Origin of the sequence: Rhizobium sp. SG570, from assembly GCF_012275345.1 — a bacterium.
Taxonomy (GTDB): Bacteria; Pseudomonadota; Alphaproteobacteria; order Rhizobiales; family Rhizobiaceae; genus Rhizobium; species Rhizobium lusitanum.
On sequence record NZ_JAAZQI010000002.1, the window covers coordinates 201,166 to 218,618 of the forward strand.

Below are 17,453 nucleotides of genomic sequence, written 5' to 3' on the forward strand. Positions count from 1 at the left end.
GCATTTCGCTTTTGGTTGAAATTATCCGGAGCGATGCCATTTCGACCGCACAATCCGGATCGAAAGCGGTTTGCGGCCTTGCCTTAGGCCACGCGCACGTAGCTGGTCATCCCGGTCTTCTGATGCTCGATGATATGGCAATGCAGCAGCCAATCGCCAGGATTGTCGGCGACGAATGCGAGCTGCACTTTCTCGTCCGGCTGGATCAGATAGGTGTCGGACACGAACGGCTGCACCTGCCGCGTCGAGGAGGAGATGACCGTGAAGCTCATCCCGTGCAAATGAATGGGATGGCTATGCGGCGTGACGTTCTCCATGTCGATAACATAGCTCTTGCCCAGCTTCAGCTCGGCAAGCGGGGCGGTCGGGTCGGGAGTGTCGCCCGGCCACGGCACCTTGTTGATCGCCCAGAAACTGTAGCCGAGCGAACCGCAGATGCTGTTGTCAGCCGTATTCTCGGCCGTGGAGCTCAGGATCAGCGGAAGGTGTGTTGCCGAACCGAGGTCGGCCTTCTTAACCGGATTGTCTTCCAGCGGCGCCAGATCGCGGACGTCGCGTTTCAACGAGCTGCCCACCGAGCGTAGCGTCGCGAGCACCTTCGGGTCGGTGCCTTTGATATCCTCCAGCTTGACGATCGCTCCCTCGCTATCAGGCATGCGCACGGCCAGCTCCAGCCGCTGGCCCGGTCCCAGCTGCAGGAGATCCAGCGGAAAGCGCTGCGGCACCGGATTGCCGTCGATGGCGATCACGGTCGCCTCGCCACCATCCAGGCGGAAGGAATAGATGCGCGTGACATCGGTGATGGCAACACGCAGGCGCACCAGGCCGCCGGAGGGAGCGTCATATTGCGGCTGCTGCTGCCAGTTCGCTGTTCGCACCGTTCCGTAAGTGCCGGATTTGGCCGCATCGCGCGGGCGAAACTGCGCGATGAACTGGCCGTCGCCGCCCAGCCGCCAATCGCGCAGATTGAGCACCACTTCCGAATCGAATGCCGGATCCTTTGGATTTTCCACGACGATCACGCCGGTCATTCCATGACCCATCTGCTCCAGCGTGTTGCAGTGCGGGTGATACCAGAATGTGCCGGCATCGGGTGGCGTGAAGGCATAGTCGAAATGATCGCCGGTATAGACATAGGGCTGCGTGAGGAAGGGCACGCCGTCCATGTTGTTCGGCAGACGGATGCCGTGCCAATGGATCGTGGTCGGATCGTCTATGCCGTTGATCAGGCGGGCGGCGAAGGATTCGCCCTTTTTCATGCGCACGACAGGCGGCATGCCGCCGTCGCCATAAGTCAGGACGTCCCTGGTCGCCCCGCCATCCGTCAGATTGGCCTGGATCCTGGCCGTCTTCAGCACCCGCGGCTCAGCCGCCACCGCTTTGTCGGCAAACCTGCTCGCGATACCGATGCCGATACCATAGGCGCTGGCCACGGCGGAAGCTTTCAAGAGATTGCGACGGGTAAGGATCGGCATGCCGGGCTCCGGAACGATGAGATATGGATGCCTGTTTAAAGTTGACCTTGGTATTCAGCAATAGCACTGCGCTAGCCAAACTGCCGCAGCAGCTACTTGCGGATGTCGGGATAGGCGGCGGATGAAACAGCTTTAAGTCGACTTCCGGCGTTCGAGCCTTGACAAATCGGGCGCGCCATGCGCTTTTCCGCCCGATTTTCTCGTCGGCAGGCGAGGGGCTTGCATGTCCTTTCGCCGCGGCCCGCCAAGTCCAGGATATATAATTATGCATCGCTATCGCAGCCACACATGCGCCGCCCTGCGCAAGTCCGACGTCGGTTCGACTGTCCGCATTTCCGGCTGGGTTCATCGCGTCCGAGATCATGGCGGCGTGCTGTTCATCGACCTGCGCGATCACTACGGCATCACCCAGGTCGTCGCCGACCCCGATTCTCCGGCCTTCAAGCTCGCCGAAACCGTGCGCGGCGAATGGGTCATCCGCATCGACGGCCTGGTGAAGGCGCGCACGGAAGACACCGTCAACAAGACCATGCCGACCGGCGAGATCGAGCTCTATGCTCAGGAGATCGAAGTGCTCTCCGCCGCCAAGGAATTGCCGCTGCCTGTTTTCGGCGAGCCGGACTATCCGGAAGACGTTCGCCTGAAGTATCGCTTCCTCGATCTGCGCCGCGACACGCTCCACAAGAACATCGTCAAGCGCACGCAGGTCATCTCCTCCATGCGCCGCCACATGGGTGACGTCGGCTTTACCGAATACACGACCCCGATCCTCACAGCCTCGTCGCCGGAGGGCGCGCGCGACTTCCTCGTGCCGAGCCGTATCCATCCCGGCACCTTCTATGCGCTGCCGCAGGCGCCGCAGCAGTACAAGCAGCTGCTGATGGTCGCCGGTTTCGACCGTTACTTCCAGATTGCCCCATGCTTCCGCGACGAAGACCCGCGCGCCGACCGTCTGCCGGGCGAGTTCTATCAGCTCGACCTCGAAATGAGCTTCGTGACGCAGGAAGACGTCTGGAACACGATGGGCCCGCTGATGACCCAGGTGTTCGAGGAATTTGCCGAGGGCAAGCCGGTCACCAAGGAGTGGCCGCGCATCCCCTATGACGTCGCCATCCGCAAGTATGGCTCGGACAAGCCGGACCTGCGCAACCCGATCGTCATGGAAGCGGTGACCGAGCATTTCGCCGGCTCGGGCTTCAAGGTCTTCGCCAACATGATCGCATCGAACCCGAAGGTCGAAGTCTGGGCCATCCCGGCCAAGACCGGTGGTTCGCGTGCGTTCTGCGATCGTATGAACGCCTGGGCGCAGAGCCAGGGCCAGCCGGGCCTCGGTTATATCTTCTGGCGCAAGGAAGGCGAAAAGCTCGAGGGCGCCGGCCCGCTCGCCAAGAACATCGGCGAGGAACGCACCGATGCGATTCGCACCCAGCTTGGCCTTGACGACGGCGATGCCTGCTTCTTCGTCGCCGGTGACCCCGCCAAGTTCTACAAGTTCGCCGGAGAGGCCCGCAACCGCGCCGCTGACGAGCTGAACCTGATCGACCGCGACCGTTTCGAGCTTTGCTGGATCGTCGACTTCCCGTTCTTCGAATGGAGCGAGGAAGACAAGAAGATCGATTTCGCTCACAACCCGTTCTCGATGCCACAGGGCGGCCTTGAGGCGCTCCAGAACCAGGATCCGCTCACGATTAAGGCGTATCAGTACGACGCCGTCTGCAACGGCTTCGAAATCGCTTCGGGCTCGATCCGTAACCAGTCACCGGAAACCATGGTCGCCGCCTTCGAAAAGGTCGGCCTCAGCCAGGCTGATGTCGAGGAGCGCTTCGGCGGCCTCTACCGCGCCTTCCAGTACGGCGCGCCTCCGCATGGTGGCGCTGCCTTCGGGATCGACCGTATCGTCATGCTGCTGGTCGGCGCGAAGAACCTGCGCGAGATCTCGCTGTTCCCGATGAACCAGCAGGCACAGGATCTCTTGATGGGCGCCCCATCGGCTGCAACGCCGACGCAGCTGCGCGAACTGGCCATCCGTCCTGTGCCGCCGGTCAAGAAGGACTGAGCCTTTCAGGCCATATGAAATGCAAAACCCGGCGACCGAAATCGCCGGGTTTTTTGTGCTTAATTCGACGACCAGCCTAGTCGTTTGATGTGATCTTCAGGCCGATCATCTTTGGGATCGACTCTTTTGCGTTTCTCGCTGCTTCGATGACCGTCGACATCGGGATGGGTTGGGCGGGGGTTGCGCTAAACGTCAGGCTTCCGGGATTATTGGAATATTCAATAATCGCTCCTGAAAGCATCCTTTGGAGATCGGGAATATCAAGCTCTGCTGTTAACGCCAGCATTTCTTTAGCGAAGCGGTTCGCAGATTGTGCACGCGTCACATGGTCCCATTGACTCACGTAGTCGAGCGCGCGGTTGGTGACTGACGCATCGTCAAAACGGATCTGCGCGCTATTCAACGTCAATTGTTGAACGAATGCGAGAGCCAGCAAGTATTTAGCATTTTTGGTATTCTCATCGTCCTTGGCGCCGGTCATGGAGGAGTAAAGTGCAACCGTAGTGTTGTAGAGTCCCGGGGTGATGCCCGAGAAGCTGAGCTGTACATTCAGCTTCCCCATATTCTCCAGATCGATCGTGTAGTCCGTCAGATCATACTTGCCGGTCGAAAGCTCCCAGCTGCTTTTCATGGAAAATGTTGCGTGCAGGTTTTGCAGCCCAAAATATCTAATTGCTTCAGAGCTTACTGGCATTTGAGCAAGGGAGAGATCGGCGACAATTCCGTCGATTGTGAAGCTGGAATCGACGCCTTTTCTGTCCGGACGTTTCGTTGAGACAGAATTGGCAGTGGATATGGAGAAAAACTTTTCACCGACTTTTAGAGAGGACACCGGGCCAGCATGTGCGTGATAAGTGAATACCGAGTCGATATCACTCAGCATCGCATTCGCGGGAATCTCGAGATCGTCCACCCTGAGTCCCGCTGCCCTGGCACTAAAGTCTTTTTGCTCTGTTGTAACATCGGGAATGAGCACCTTCTCGATTGTATAACCGCCCGCCCGTTCGGCCACGCCAGTCATCGTGACATCGCCGAGGGCAAACCCGGTTCTTCCTCGCGTATATATCGCGTTTTTTAGGACGACGGTTGAACCGTTAACATCGACGTTTCCGGCCTCGATCGAGTCGCCTATTTGCGCGGCTATCGCATTGTTAAGCTTCTTTAGGACGTCGGCACCATCCAACGCGAAGGCGGAGTTGGCAAAGAACGCAAGTCCCGCGCTGACTGCGATCAGCTGGGTTGCGCGATAGAGAATCATGGCTGAGCGTCTCGACTAAAAGATGTTGATCTACACGGCTGGATTGCGCATTGTATTGCAATCTCTAGCAATATGTCATCGAAATTCCAATAATAGTTGTATTCGGAATTCGGTATTTTGAGCTTCATCTGGGCTGTTTGCAAAAGCGTAATGGCTCATGCTTTCGCAGCGTCCATTTTCATGAAATGCAAAACCCGGCGACCTTTTCGTGTTTTGTTGGAGCCTAGAGTGCGGCGTAGATCGCGTCGCGAAGATCGATGGTGAACTGGCCCCACATACCCTCGAGCGCCGTGTTGGTCAGCGCCACGGCCGTCAGCTTTTTCTTAGGATCGATGAACCAGCTATGGCCATAGACGCCGCCCCATTTGATTGTGCCTGCGGAGAAGGGGACCTGCGCCTCGACAGGGTCGACAACGACGGACCAGCCATAGCCGAAACCGAAGCCGGGTTGCTGCGGCTGCATATGGCCACCCGCCTGATCGGCCATCATGGCCTTCACGGTATCGGTTGACAGCAGCGGAGCACCGCCCTTGCGCACGGTTTCGAGGATGGCGAGCACGTCGCTCGCCGTACCGACCATGCCCGCGCCGCCGGACTGATAGGAACCGGGATCGAAAATTCTGTCCGGCGCAAAGCGGATCGTGCCATCGAGTATGGGCATAATCGCCTCATCCCCCATCCGCTGCGGTTCGGGCTCCGCATTCATATAGGCCGCAGCGAGGCGGTTGCGGTCGCGCACCGAAAAGGCAGTGTCGGAAAGCCCAAGCGGTCTCATGACCAGTTCCGCGACTGCCGTGTCGAGATTGCCGCCGGTTTCCTTTTCGATGGTGCCGCCAAGCACATCCATCGCTAGGGAATACTGCCAGCCTTCGCCAGGTGCAAAGAGAAGGGGTGCGGTTGCGAGGCGCTGGAGATTGTCCGCAATCGAACGGCCCGGTGTGTCGAGACCGTCGGATACGCCGGCACGATGATAAGGACCGTCCTGCTCCTCGGCGAAGGTGTAACCCAGCCCGGACGTGTGCGTGAGGAGGTGCCGGATGCGAATGACCGGCTCGCTCCCGTCGGGCAGGCGGGGCCGGAAATCCGGCAGCCATTTGGTGATCGGATCATCGAGCCCGATGCGGCCCTGTTCGACAAGCCGCATGGCGGTAATGGTGACGATGGGCTTGGTGATGGAGGCAAGGCGGAAGATCGCATCTTCCTGCATTGCCACATCGTTTTCTCGGTCCGCCAGACCGGCGGCGCGGTGATAGGCCAGCTCTCCGTCCTTTGCGATCAGGACAACCGCTCCGACCAGCCTCTTATCCGCCAGGGCGGCTTGAATTGCGGCATCAACGCCTTCAGCAAGGCCGCCGTCGCTCGGGCGCGCGGAATTTTCCAGGGGAAGACTCATGGGGCAAAACCTTCTATAATCACAATGACCATTCCTGAATAAACCAGATCGGGAAATAATTCTAGAGTGACCATTGTGAAAAATAGAAAAGAGACGGAAAATTCTTCATCGCGCAAGCGCGGTCGCCCGCCCGCCTTCGATCGCGAAACGGTTCTTGCCGCTGCGCGCGATACATTTTGGCAGCACGGCTACGATGGCTCCTCCATCGCGGATCTGACAGCCGCGATGCGGATTACGCCGCAAAGCCTCTACGCGGCCTTCGGCTCGAAGGCAGAGCTTTATCGCGAGACGCTCGAGCAGTATCGGCGCATGCCCCGGCCTGAACCCGGCAATCCATTTGAGGCGAACGTGGATACGGTGAGCGCTTTCGAGCGCTTCCTCACGAATTCTGCAAAGATCTTCACGGCGCCGGAACATCCGAAAGGCTGCATGATCTCGACGGCGGTGCTGAACTGTGCCGAGGAGAACGAGCCGATCGCCCATCATGTCTCGTCGATGCGCCGGCAGACGCTGGATGTGTTCACGACGAGGATCGAACGCGGCATGGCGGAGGGCGATATGCGGGCGAATACCAATGCGCGCTCGCTTGCGCGTTTTCTGGGAGCGATCGTGCAGGGCATGTCCGTTCAGGCGCGGGATGGCGCCACTACGGACGAACTGCTCGCCCTGATCGGGCATGCGACCAGTGAGCTTCGAAAATATCAGCTTCAGCAACCGGCCGATCGTTGAAGACGAAAAAAACCGGCGACAGAGATCGCCGGGTTCCTGAATTGCCAGATGAAAGGCCGATCAATCGTTCGACGAAACCTTGAGGCCGATGACCTGCGGGATCGACTGCGGGGCGCCCATGGCGGCACCGATGATCATCGGCACCGGAACCGGCTTGCCCGGAGCGGCGGTAACCGTCAGGCTCTTCGGATTGTCGAGATAGGCGCTGACAGCCGTAGACACGGCGTTCTGCAGTTCCGGAACGTTGAGCTGCGCCATCATGATCGGCGTCATCGCCTTCAGCGTATCGGCCAGCTGCTTGCCGGTGACGCCCTGCTGCTTGCCGGCGAAATCAAGTGCGCGAGCGGTGATCGACGCGTCGTCGAAGCGGATCTGGGCGCTGTTGAAGGTCAGCTGCTGGAGAAGGCCCAGCATCGCGAGACCCGCCGACTGCTGTGCTTCCTGCTGGTTCGGATTGGCACGTACCGTCTTTAGCGCATCCTGCATCGACTTGGCGAAGGCTGGCGTGTAGCCGGAAATGCTGAAGGCCAGGTTGAGCTTGCCGATATCCTTGAAATCGAAGGAATATTCGGTGATGTCGATCGTGCCTGGCCCGATCGCCCAGCTGCCCTTCATGGCGATCGCGCCATTGATCTCCTGCAGGTTGAGCGCGGCGATCGCATCCTTGGCCTTCGGGTCGTCGACCTTGCTGAGGTCGGCCTTGACGCCGTTGATCTTCGCATCGAAGTCGAGGCCCGACTTGTCGTCGCGCTTGGTCATCGTCGCGTCGGCGTTCTCGATCGAGAACACCTCGGCGCCGTCCTTGGTGACGGACAAGGTGCCGGCATGCGCACTCTTGTAGAACAGCAGCGAGCCGAGATCGCCCTTGGTTGCGTCGGCCGGTACTTCGACACCGCTCAGTGTGAGATCGGCGGCGGCGATGGCGACACCGTCCTTATCGATATCAACATCCGGAAAGGCGACTTCGCCGATCGTGTAGCCGCCGTCTTCTTCCTCAACGTCGCTCATGGTGATGTCGCCCAGCGGAATGCTGTCCTGCATCCCCGCTGCCTTGAAGCTGGCACCTTTCAGCGTCACGGTGGTGCCGTCGATGTCGACGCCATTAGCGGCAATCGAGCCGCCTTGCTGTCCGTAGACATCGTTGATCTTCTTCAGGAGGTCGTTGCCATCAAGCGCAAAGGCCGAGCTGGCGATAGACAAGATTGCGGCGCTGCACAGCATCAGCCGCGTTGTCCGATAGAAAGTCATGATGGCGTTTCCTCTTTGAGCCGGTGGTGTTGTAGGCGGGGCGTACAGATTGAGCGTGTACCGCGGTGTTTTATATTGGTCTTTTTCCAAAATTCCAATGACAATGAGGTTGCGAGCGAGTGCAGCAAAAATATGTCTGTTTCGGTATCGCAACCCGCGTTGAACGGGCTTCATCCACAGGTGCTTTCAGCGGATTTCTTGCCGGGAATCGGTATTTTCGATAGTCAAGGATCATGGGACAAAATCTTTTACCGCCTGGTGGCGGCGACGACGACAGCATCCTTCCGGTCGACCTGAAGGCCGCGCTCGAAGAGCGCTACCTGGCCTATGCCTTGTCGACGATCATGCACCGTGCACTTCCGGACGTGCGCGACGGCCTGAAGCCGGTGCACCGCCGCATCGTCTATGCGATGAGCGAAATGGGATTGCGTCCCAATTCGGCCTTCCGCAAATGCGCCAAGATCGTCGGCGAGGTGATGGGTAACTATCACCCGCATGGCGACCAATCGATCTATGACGCGTTGGCCCGTCTGGCGCAGGATTTCTCGCAGCGCTATACGCTGGTCAACGGCCAGGGCAATTTCGGCAATATCGACGGCGATAGCCCGGCCGCGATGCGCTACACCGAATCCAAGATGACGGCGGTGTCCGAGCTGTTGCTCGAAGGCATCGACCAGGATGCGGTCGATTTCCGCGATACCTACGACGAGTCGAATTCCGAACCCGTCGTTCTGCCGGGTGCTTTCCCCAATCTGCTCGCCAACGGCTCTTCCGGCATCGCCGTCGGCATGGCGACCTCCATTCCGTCGCACAACGCCCATGAGCTTTGCGACGCGGCATTACATCTGATCAAGGACCGCGAAGCCACCGTCGAGAAACTGGTGGAGCTGTATATTCCCGGCCCGGACTTTCCGACGGGCGGCATCATTATCGACGATCGCCGGAGCATCATCGAAAGCTACAGGACGGGCCGCGGGGGATTTCGCGTCCGCGCCAAATGGGAGATCGAGGATCTCGGCCGCGGTGGCTACCAGATTGTCGTTACGGAAATTCCGTTCCAGGTGCAGAAGTCACGGCTGATCGAGAAGATCGCCGAGCTGCTGCTGGCACGCAAGCTGCCGCTTCTGGAAGACATTCGCGATGAATCCGCCGAGGACATCCGCGTCGTCCTGATACCGAAGAGCCGCACCGTCGATGCGACGATCCTGATGGAATCGATGTTCAAGCTGACGGAGCTGGAGAGCCGCTTCCCGCTCAACATGAACGTCCTGTCCATGGGCCGCATCCCGAAGGTCATGGCACTGAACGAGGTGCTGAAGGAGTGGCTCGACCATCGCCGCGAGGTATTGCTGCGTCGGTCGCGCTTCCGGCTCGCCGCCATCGAAAAGCGGCTCGAAATCCTCGGCGGCTTCCTGATCGCCTACCTCAACATCGACGAGGTCATCGCCATCATCCGCGAGGAGGATGAGCCGAAGCCTGTGATGATGGAGCGGTTCGGGCTCACGGACAATCAGGTCGAGGCGATCCTCAACATGCGGCTGCGCTCCCTGCGCAAGCTGGAAGAGTTCGAGATCCGCAAGGAGTTCGACGGCCTGACCAAGGAAAAGACCGATATAGAATCGCTGCTCGCCTCGGAAGAGAAGCAGTGGCAGACGGTCGCCTGGGAAATCGGCGAGGTGAAGAAGAAATTCGCCAAGGCAACCGAGATCGGTCGTCGCCGCACGCAGTTCGCTGAGGCGCCCGAGGCCGACGACGCCGCGATCCAGCAGGCGATGATCGAGAAAGAACCGATCACCGTCGTCGTCTCGGAAAAGGGCTGGATCCGCGCCCTGAAGGGCCACATTTCCGATACGTCGTCGCTCACTTTCAAGGAGGGCGATGGGCTGAAGGTTGCCTTCCCGGCGCAGACGACGGATAAGATCCTGATCATCACGACGGGCGGCAAGGCCTATACGCTCGGCGGTGACAAGCTGCCGGGCGGCCGCGGCCATGGCGAGCCGCTGCGCATCATGGTCGACATGGAGAACGATCAGGACGTGCTGACGGCCTTCGTCCACGAGCCGCAGCGCAAGCAACTGATCGCCTCGACCTCAGGCAACGGCTTCATCGTGCCCGAGGCGGAACTGGTCGCCAATACCCGCAAGGGCAAGCAGATCATGAACGTGTCCTACCCGGACGAGACGAAGCTTCTGGTTTCGGTCTCCGGTGATCACGCCGCGGTGGTCGGCGAGAACCGCAAGATGGTCATCTTCCCGCTGTCGCAGGTGCCGGAAATGTCGCGCGGCAAGGGCGTGCGTCTGCAGCGCTACAAGGATGGCGGCGTCGCTGACATCAGGTGCTTTGCCATTGCGGACGGGCTGACGTGGGAAGACAGTGCCGGCCGGACCTTCACCAAGACCAGGGACGAGCTGGCGGAATGGCTGGGCGATCGCGCCGGCGCCGGCAGGGCCGTACCGAAGGGCTTCCCCAGAAGCGGTAAGTTTTCAGGGTGAGTAGCGATCGGGCGAAGCCCGAGCAATCGACCCGGTGGGTCGATTGCAGCGACGAACGCCTTGAGCCCTAGCGAAGGGCCGGGTGGTGCGTCAGGGATCAATCGGTATAGGGGATGCAGACGTCACGTAGGAAACGCGTCGCGCCTTCTTCATCAATCTCTCCGGCGGCCACCGCAACGACGAAACTGTAGAGGTGGGGAGCGGGGATATCAACCTGAGGGCATCATCCGGCGATCGCCGCTCGGGTCCTGACCCGCGCCTGCCAAAGCGAATGGGCGCCGAGCGCGAGGATCAGTATGGCCCCGCCGGCCAGAGCCATGTTGGTCGGCGCTTCGGCAAAGATCAGCCAGACCCAGATCGGCGCCAGGATCGTTTCCAGCAGATAGAACATCGCTACTTCCGGCGCTGAAAGAAAGCGCGTGCCTGTCGCAAGGCACCAGAAGGAGAGGGGCATCAGCACTGCGCCGTCGAGAAGAATCCAGCCGGGTTGGTCGATGGAAAAGCCTGAAGGAACGAGATGATAAAGCCCGGCTGCGGCCGGAATGACAGCCGATAGCAGCGATGCGAAGCCCATATCGCGCCGCGAGGCGCGGCCGATGGTAATCGCACAGGCGATGGAGAAAGACGCCAGTACGGAAAGCGCATCGCCCAGCAGATGACCGCCCTCCATGCCGTCTCCGACGATCAGGCCGACGCCCAGGAGCATGACGGCCATGGTGACGAAAGTCGAAAGGGCCGGGCGCTCCTTGAGGAAGATCCACGAAAGAAGCGCCGTGAACATCGGATTGAGCGCGATGATGAACACGACATTCGCCGCCGTCGTGTAATAGACGGCGAGAAGAAAGGTGATGGTCGTCAGGCCGTAGAAGAGGCCGACGGGAAGCCCGAGCCAGCCCGGCAGCACACTTCGCAACGAGCCGGTAACGCGTCGGATGATCACAAGGACGGTCAGTGCCACGACGATCGTTGCCAGGCTGCGTGCTGACAGCACCGACCACACGTCACCACTGGAAAGGCGGATCAACGGTATGTCCATCGACAAGGCCAAACCGCCGAACGTGGTCAGCAACAGGCCCTTCCTGTGATCGGAGAGATTGGAGAACATTCAGCGGATGCTGCCGTCGTCGGCGTTCGTGGCAGGATCGAAACGCTCCCAGCCGCGCGGCGTCAGATGTTCCTGAGGTTGGAAACGTGTCTTGTAGTCCATCTTGCGGGAGCCCTTGACCCAATAGCCGAGATAGACATGCGGCAGCCCGAGCGCCTTCGCCCGCTTGATATGATCGAGGATCATGAAGGTCCCGAGCGACCGCTGGTCGTGATCGGGATTGAAGTAGGAATAGACCATCGACAGCCCGTCGCTCATCACGTCGGTCAACGCCGCCGCCAATAGCTCGCCTTTCGGGCGTTGCTCCAGGCCCGAGCCTTCTTCGCGCCGGCGATATTCGATGATGCGGGTGTTGACGTGCGTGTCCTCGACCATGATGGCATAGTCCAGCACGGTCATGTCGGACATGCCGCCCTGCTGATGGCGATAGTCGAGATAACGGCGGAAGAGGGAATATTGCTCGCTCGAGGGCTGTGCCGGAAATTCGGTGGCGATGACGTCGCTATTCGTGGACAGCACCCGCTTCATCGAGCGGCTGGCTTCAAATTCCTGGGCGAGAATGCGCACCGATATGCAGGCCCGGCAGGCTTCGCAGGCGGGGCGATAGGCGATGTTCTGGGAACGGCGGAAGCCGCCTTGGGTCAGAATATCGTTCATCTCGGCAGCGCGCGGGCCGACAAGGTGTGTGAAGACCTTGCGTTCCATCTCGTGCGGCAAATACGGACAGGCAGCGGGTGCCGTCAGGTAAAACTGCGGAGATGGCGTCGACTGCGTATTCATCTGCCGTTGATTGCCCCTTTTACCGGCACCGGTTTTTTACAAGCATGGCCCAAGTTTAGAAAACGTCAACTACGTCCTTTGGTAAAGAACACAGTTTCCTAATTGACCATGCGTAAAAGCGTGTTTCTGCGGGCCAACAGTCTCCGCAGGGATCGAATCCTATGTTGCGGCTGGCGCCCCGTTTTATGCCGTACGGGCGATGACCGTGCCGAGCAACAGGTCGTGCACCAGGCGGCTGCGATCGGTGAAGAGGCCCGCCAGCAGAATAAGCGGCGTCAGGACGGAATTGAGTATCCAGAACAGCGCCAGATGGACGATCGCGGTCAGGAAATCCATCCGCCGGCCATCGACGCGCACCATCGTCAGGCCCATCGCGCGCATGCCGAGCGAAGCCTGATAAGGCCCACCAAGCGTCCAGCCGAAATAGAGGCCGGCAACGATGATGAAGAGCGCCGGATAAAGGAAGAAACCGAGCCCAAACGTCAGGATCGACACGAAGAACAGCACCACGGCCGCCGGGATGCAGAGCAGAGCGACGATGACATAGTCGACGATGAAGGCGAAGATGCGCCGGCTCAGCACGCCACTATAGGCGCGCCAGTCGTCCGGTGCTGCATAAAGCGGGCTAGGGTTCAGGCTCATCACTTTTCCTCCTTCGCGCATAACTCCTTCGATCGTCCAGATTTAAGGAAAGGCTTATGCGCAGATTAAAGAATCTACCGCGACCTCTGCGCGTCCGCCAGGACGCGCGGCGCAGTAGAGAAACATTTGCCGAACATATGGTATGAGGTCCGGCAAATACAATAAGCATGCGGCAGGCGTATGGCTGGAAACTATTTCTTTGCCAGATGCCTCGCCACATCCATCGCGAAATAGGTGAGGATGCCGTCGCAGCCCGCGCGCTTGAAGGCGAGGAGGGTTTCCAGCATCACCTTGTCACCGTCGATCCAGCCGTTGGCGGCGGCCGCCTTGATCATCGCGTATTCGCCGGAGACCTGATAGGCGAAGGTCGGAAGGCCGAATGCCTCCTTCAGCCGCCAACAGATGTCGAGATAGGGCAGGCCCGGCTTGACCATCAGCATGTCGGCGCCTTCCTCGACGTCGAGTGCCGCGTCCCGCACGGCTTCGGTGCCGTTTGCCGGGTCGATATAATAGGTCTTCTTGTCGCCCTTCAGCAGGCCGCCAGTCGAGATCGCCTCGCGGTAGGGGCCGTAGAAGGCCGAGGTGAACTTTGTCGCATAGCTCATGATGCCGACGCTCTGATGGCCGGCGGCGTCAAGAGCGTGGCGGATCGCGCCGATGCGCCCGTCCATCATCTCCGAAGGCGCGATGATGTCGGCGCCGGCATCCGCCTGATAGACGGCCGCGCGCGCGACCTGCTCGACCGTCTCGTCGTTGACGATCTCGTTGCCGCGCAGGATGCCGTCATGGCCATGGCTGGTGAAGGGGTCGAGAGCGACATCGGTGATGACGCCGATGTTCGGCACCGCCTTCTTGATCGCCGCGCTGGCAAGATTGATGAGATTGTTCTTCTCGAGGCTGTTCGAGCCTGTTTCGTCGCGCAGTTCCATCTCGATGTTCGGGAAGGTGGCGAGCGCTGGAATGCCGAGGTCGGCCGCCTCCTTCGCCGCTTCCACCGCCTTGTCCACAGTCATGCGATTGACGCCTGGCATGGCGGGGATCGGCTCCACGATGCCGGTGCCGGGGATGAGAAAGATCGGCCAGATCAGATCGTCGACGGCGAGCCTGTTTTCCTGCACCAGGCGGCGGGTCCAGTCGGCCTTGCGGTTGCGCCGCATGCGCCGATGCCCGGTAATCTCATCAACGAGGTGCGTCTTGTTCTCCATGGTGCCGCCGTCCTTCTTCGTCTATCTATGGCCTTATTGTATAGGCAGCGTACCTATCACGCTGTCCCCAGGATTCAAAACCCGGCGAAAGGCCGCAGCCAAGATCGCTCTGGCGAGGCGAGTGCCTCCTACGTATTGTTCGCGCATGGAACCTGATTCTTCGACCGTACCCAAGAATTCGCTGACGGACATTCTGTTCGTGCTGTTCCTGCGGCTGATTGCGATCGCGTGCTTCTGGCTCGGCCTGCAATATTGGGCGATGCTGGTCGGCTATTCGCTTGGTGGCCATGCGCGCTTCGATCTGCTCGATCTGCCGTGGAAGGTCGCCAGCGCCGGGCTTGCCGTCGTCTTCCCCGTTGCGGCACTCGGATTGTGGCTGACGGTATCCTGGGGTCCGGTCATCTGGGTGCTGGCCGCGGGCGGGCAGGGATTGATGTACGGCGTCTGGCCGGAGATATTCGGATCCAATCCGCTGATCATGATCTTGCATGCCTGCGTGGCCGTGCTTTATTGCCTGTTCCGCATCCTTTTGTGGCAGGAGAAGCGGCGTCGCCGGCAGCAGCAGGTAATGGTTGATTTACCTTGAGACACCAAGACTTCGCGGTAAGATGCTGTTAAGCCTGCAGTTTAAGTAGAATTTTATGTGTATTCGATAGGGTCTCACTCAAGGCGGGAAGAAAACGACACCGCCAAACAAAACAGAGTGAGGCCAAGTCATGATGAACACGAAAATCAAGCCGCAGGCAGTTTCGAATGCTCGGGATCAGCAGGTTGATGACATCCGGGGCCTGTACATGGAATCCCTTCACCTGGTGGAGCGCCTTCACCGTCGTCTCCTCGATGTGATCAAGGACGAGTTCGACCGCCAGGGTCGCGACGACGTCAATGCCGTCCAGGCGCTGCTCCTCTTCAACATCGGCAATTCCGAACTGACGGCCGGCGAACTGCGCTCCCGCGGTTTCTACCTCGGCTCCAACGTTTCCTACAACGTCAAGAAGCTGGTCGATCTCGGCTTCATCAACCATCAGCGCTCGCGCATCGACCGTCGCTCGGTCCGCATCAGCCTGACGGAAACGGGCCAGGACATCGCCGAAACCGTTGCGAAGCTCTATGAGCGCCATATCGGCTCGATCGACAAGGTCGGCGGCATCGGCACCGACGAATTCACCCAGATGAACAAGCTCCTGCAGCGCCTCGACCGCTTCTGGAACGACTCGATCATGTACCGCCTGTAAGTAACGGCGACGGATCAACCGTAAGACCTTCCAGTAAAACAAGCTGGACACGTTCCCTGCGTGTCCGGCTTGAACGCGTCGTAGGCCCCCTAATTGTGCGCTTTTTGCCACGACCGCTCTTCAGCTTCTGTTACATGTGCCGTGCAAAGCGGTTGTACCATTGACGGCAGGTCAGGACAGGTTATGAACCGCGGATAACTGTGGTATTTTAGCAATTGCAATATGACTCTTCTGTCGCGGCAGCACGGCAAGGCAAGTTTCATGCCGGGCGACACGAATTGGCCATATTGCTATGACAGCGGAAACCGACGGCAAGCGGCGTTCTCAAATCTCGATCTTCCTGTGCCTTCGCTTCGCAACATTGTGATAGTTCGTGGCGAAGTTTTTGATGGTGCTTTACGGGAACGGATCGATACTGAGCTGCGTTACTTGGCGCAAGCCGCGCTATTTACTGCTTCCTCTCTAGGCTGCGCATAATTGGATCGCAGCGCTGAACGGTTGGGATATGTCGAAGAAAAACGGAATTGAACCCTTTTCGCGCCGCTCTTTCCTGCGGTCGGCCGTAACTTTTGGCGCTGCCGCATTGGCTGCGCCGGCCCTTGCGCAAAACGCGACTCCGCTGGAGGCGCTGATCAACGACCGTTCTCGCGGCAATTGGGACGACCAGTTCGACGCCAAGGCCGCGGCACGCACGGCAGCCGCCGTCCAGTCGAACACGCCAATCCTCGGCCCTGATTCCGTACCGAACATCCAGCAGGCGATTGCCCGGTATCAGAGCATCGTTGCCAATGGCGGCTGGCCGCAGATCAATCCGACGAGCCAGCAGTCCATGCAGCTCGGCGTCACCGATCCCGCCGTGCAGTCGCTGCGCCAGCATCTGATGGTCACGGGAGACTTGCCGCGCGAGGCGGGTATTTCCTCATCCTTCGATTCCTACGTTGACGGTGCCGTCAAGCGTTTCCAGGCCCGCCACGGTCTTCCGCCGGATGGCGTCCTCGGCGATTTCACGCTGAAGGCGATGAACATCTCGGCCAATGTCCGCCTGCAGCAGCTGAATACCAACCTCGTTCGCCTCCAGACGTTCCCGTCCGATCTCGGTCGCCGTCATGTCATGGTCAACATCCCGGCAACCCGTGTCGAAGCCGTGCAGGATGGCCAGGTGGCGCTGCGTCACGAAGCGATCGTCGGCCGGGAATCGCGCCCGACGCACATCATCAATTCAAAGATCTACGAGGTCATCCTCAACCCCTACTGGACGGCGCCGCGCTCCATCATCATCAAGGACATCATGCCGCTGATGCGGAAGGATCCGACCTACCTGACGAGGAGCAATATCCGCCTTCTCGACGGCAAGGGCCAGGAAGTTGCGCCTGAGACGATCGACTGGAATTCGGACAAGGCTCCGGACCTGATGTTCCGTCAGGACCCGGGCAAGACCAACGCCATGGCGTCCACGAAGATCAACTTCCATAACCCCAACAACGAATATATGCACGACACGCCGGAGCAGGGCCTGTTCAACAAGCTGATGCGTTTCGATAGCTCGGGCTGTGTGCGCGTTCAGAACGTGCGCGACCTGGCGACCTGGCTGCTGACCGAAACGCCCGGCTGGCCACGCCAGCACATCGAGCAGGTCATCTCCACCCGCGTCAACACGCCGATTACGCTTGCGACGGAAGTGCCGGTTTATTTCGTCTATATCTCCGCGTGGAGCGCTGCCGACGGTATCGTCCAGTTCCGCGACGATATCTATAATCTCGACGGCAATTCCGAGCTCGCGCTCGAAACGACGCAGGGCATGGAGCAGCCGGTTCAATAATCGGCTTCCAACCGCA

Annotated in this window: 14 protein-coding genes and 1 pseudogene; 6 read left to right on the forward strand and 9 right to left on the reverse strand. The window is 59.7% G+C overall.

Going from position 1 to position 17,453, the window contains the following annotated elements:
* Nucleotides 1-83: 83 nt before the first annotated feature.
* A complete protein-coding gene (locus FHT28_RS04755) occupies nucleotides 84-1,475 on the reverse strand; it encodes a multicopper oxidase family protein (protein WP_047552942.1) in 1,392 nt (463 codons plus the stop codon).
* A gap of 265 nt (nucleotides 1,476-1,740) precedes the next feature.
* On the opposite strand from FHT28_RS04755, the gene aspS reads away from it, so the two are divergent.
* Nucleotides 1,741-3,531 (forward strand): aspartate--tRNA ligase, encoded by a 1,791-nt coding sequence (gene aspS / locus FHT28_RS04760; RefSeq protein WP_047552945.1) that lies wholly within the window; start codon nucleotides 1,741-1,743, stop codon nucleotides 3,529-3,531.
* 76 nt (nucleotides 3,532-3,607) lie between these two features.
* On the opposite strand, the gene FHT28_RS04765 is transcribed toward aspS, so the two are convergent.
* On the reverse strand, nucleotides 3,608-4,789 hold the full coding sequence (locus FHT28_RS04765; protein ID WP_168595719.1) for a hypothetical protein: 1,182 nt from the start codon (nucleotides 4,787-4,789) through the stop codon (nucleotides 3,608-3,610).
* Nucleotides 4,790-5,012: 223 nt separating this feature from the next.
* A complete protein-coding gene (locus FHT28_RS04770; protein ID WP_047552951.1) occupies nucleotides 5,013-6,182 on the reverse strand; it encodes a serine hydrolase domain-containing protein in 1,170 nt (389 codons plus the stop codon).
* 66 nt (nucleotides 6,183-6,248) lie between these two features.
* Between FHT28_RS04770 and FHT28_RS04775 the strand changes: the two genes are divergently transcribed.
* Nucleotides 6,249-6,911: a TetR/AcrR family transcriptional regulator gene (locus FHT28_RS04775; RefSeq protein ID WP_348644968.1), complete on the forward strand. Its 663-nt coding sequence runs from the start codon at nucleotides 6,249-6,251 to the stop codon at nucleotides 6,909-6,911.
* 60 nt (nucleotides 6,912-6,971) lie between these two features.
* On the opposite strand, the gene FHT28_RS04780 is transcribed toward FHT28_RS04775, so the two are convergent.
* Nucleotides 6,972-8,159: a hypothetical protein gene (locus FHT28_RS04780; protein WP_037194071.1), complete on the reverse strand. Its 1,188-nt coding sequence runs from the start codon at nucleotides 8,157-8,159 to the stop codon at nucleotides 6,972-6,974.
* Between the two features lie 233 nt (nucleotides 8,160-8,392).
* Here FHT28_RS04780 and parC point away from each other — a divergent pair, with 233 nt between their 5' ends.
* Nucleotides 8,393-10,651 (forward strand): DNA topoisomerase IV subunit A, encoded by a 2,259-nt coding sequence (gene parC, locus FHT28_RS04785; protein ID WP_168595721.1) that lies wholly within the window; start codon nucleotides 8,393-8,395, stop codon nucleotides 10,649-10,651.
* 97 nt (nucleotides 10,652-10,748) lie between these two features.
* Here parC and FHT28_RS36030 read toward each other — a convergent pair.
* The 5 genes and pseudogenes from FHT28_RS36030 to hemB form a co-directional block, all read right to left on the reverse strand.
* A pseudogene (locus tag FHT28_RS36030) lies at nucleotides 10,749-10,847 on the reverse strand (type II toxin-antitoxin system death-on-curing family toxin); the annotation flags it as partial.
* Between the two features lie 27 nt (nucleotides 10,848-10,874).
* A complete protein-coding gene (locus FHT28_RS04795) occupies nucleotides 10,875-11,756 on the reverse strand; it encodes a DMT family transporter (RefSeq protein ID WP_047639195.1) in 882 nt (293 codons plus the stop codon).
* Nucleotides 11,757-12,536, reverse strand: coding sequence for an arginyltransferase (locus FHT28_RS04800; RefSeq protein ID WP_047639196.1), 780 nt, complete (start codon nucleotides 12,534-12,536; stop codon nucleotides 11,757-11,759).
* Nucleotides 12,537-12,719: 183 nt separating this feature from the next.
* Nucleotides 12,720-13,178, reverse strand: coding sequence for an RDD family protein (locus FHT28_RS04805; protein ID WP_037194080.1), 459 nt, complete (start codon nucleotides 13,176-13,178; stop codon nucleotides 12,720-12,722).
* A gap of 191 nt (nucleotides 13,179-13,369) precedes the next feature.
* Nucleotides 13,370-14,383: a porphobilinogen synthase gene (gene hemB, locus FHT28_RS04810; protein ID WP_092572790.1), complete on the reverse strand. Its 1,014-nt coding sequence runs from the start codon at nucleotides 14,381-14,383 to the stop codon at nucleotides 13,370-13,372.
* 145 nt (nucleotides 14,384-14,528) lie between these two features.
* Here hemB and FHT28_RS04815 point away from each other — a divergent pair, with 145 nt between their 5' ends.
* The 3 genes from FHT28_RS04815 to FHT28_RS04825 all read left to right on the forward strand — a co-directional run bounded on the left by FHT28_RS04815 (nucleotide 14,529) and on the right by FHT28_RS04825 (nucleotide 17,437).
* Complete coding sequence (locus tag FHT28_RS04815) at nucleotides 14,529-14,969, forward strand: DUF6163 family protein (protein WP_037194086.1); 441 nt, start codon at nucleotides 14,529-14,531, stop codon at nucleotides 14,967-14,969.
* 133 nt (nucleotides 14,970-15,102) lie between these two features.
* Complete coding sequence (locus tag FHT28_RS04820) at nucleotides 15,103-15,618, forward strand: MarR family winged helix-turn-helix transcriptional regulator (protein WP_037194421.1); 516 nt, start codon at nucleotides 15,103-15,105, stop codon at nucleotides 15,616-15,618.
* A 505-nt stretch (nucleotides 15,619-16,123) separates the two neighbouring features.
* On the forward strand, nucleotides 16,124-17,437 hold the full coding sequence (locus tag FHT28_RS04825; RefSeq protein WP_047552963.1) for a L,D-transpeptidase family protein: 1,314 nt from the start codon (nucleotides 16,124-16,126) through the stop codon (nucleotides 17,435-17,437).
* The last annotated feature ends 16 nt before the right edge of the window (nucleotides 17,438-17,453 follow it).

Coding starts and splice junctions, on each gene's coding strand:
- FHT28_RS04755 (WP_047552942.1), bottom strand. CDS start 1,475: ATGCCGATCCTTACCCGTCGCAATCTCTTGAAAGCTTCCGCCGTGGCC.
- aspS (WP_047552945.1), top strand. CDS start 1,741: ATGCATCGCTATCGCAGCCACACATGCGCCGCCCTGCGCAAGTCCGAC.
- FHT28_RS04765 (WP_168595719.1), bottom strand. CDS start 4,789: ATGATTCTCTATCGCGCAACCCAGCTGATCGCAGTCAGCGCGGGACTT.
- FHT28_RS04770 (WP_047552951.1), bottom strand. CDS start 6,182: ATGAGTCTTCCCCTGGAAAATTCCGCGCGCCCGAGCGACGGCGGCCTT.
- FHT28_RS04780 (WP_037194071.1), bottom strand. CDS start 8,159: ATGACTTTCTATCGGACAACGCGGCTGATGCTGTGCAGCGCCGCAATC.
- parC (WP_168595721.1), top strand. CDS start 8,393: ATGGGACAAAATCTTTTACCGCCTGGTGGCGGCGACGACGACAGCATC.
- FHT28_RS04795 (WP_047639195.1), bottom strand. CDS start 11,756: ATGTTCTCCAATCTCTCCGATCACAGGAAGGGCCTGTTGCTGACCACG.
- FHT28_RS04800 (WP_047639196.1), bottom strand. CDS start 12,536: ATGAATACGCAGTCGACGCCATCTCCGCAGTTTTACCTGACGGCACCC.
- FHT28_RS04805 (WP_037194080.1), bottom strand. CDS start 13,178: ATGAGCCTGAACCCTAGCCCGCTTTATGCAGCACCGGACGACTGGCGC.
- hemB (WP_092572790.1), bottom strand. CDS start 14,383: ATGGAGAACAAGACGCACCTCGTTGATGAGATTACCGGGCATCGGCGC.
- FHT28_RS04815 (WP_037194086.1), top strand. CDS start 14,529: ATGGAACCTGATTCTTCGACCGTACCCAAGAATTCGCTGACGGACATT.
- FHT28_RS04820 (WP_037194421.1), top strand. CDS start 15,103: ATGAACACGAAAATCAAGCCGCAGGCAGTTTCGAATGCTCGGGATCAG.
- FHT28_RS04825 (WP_047552963.1), top strand. CDS start 16,124: ATGTCGAAGAAAAACGGAATTGAACCCTTTTCGCGCCGCTCTTTCCTG.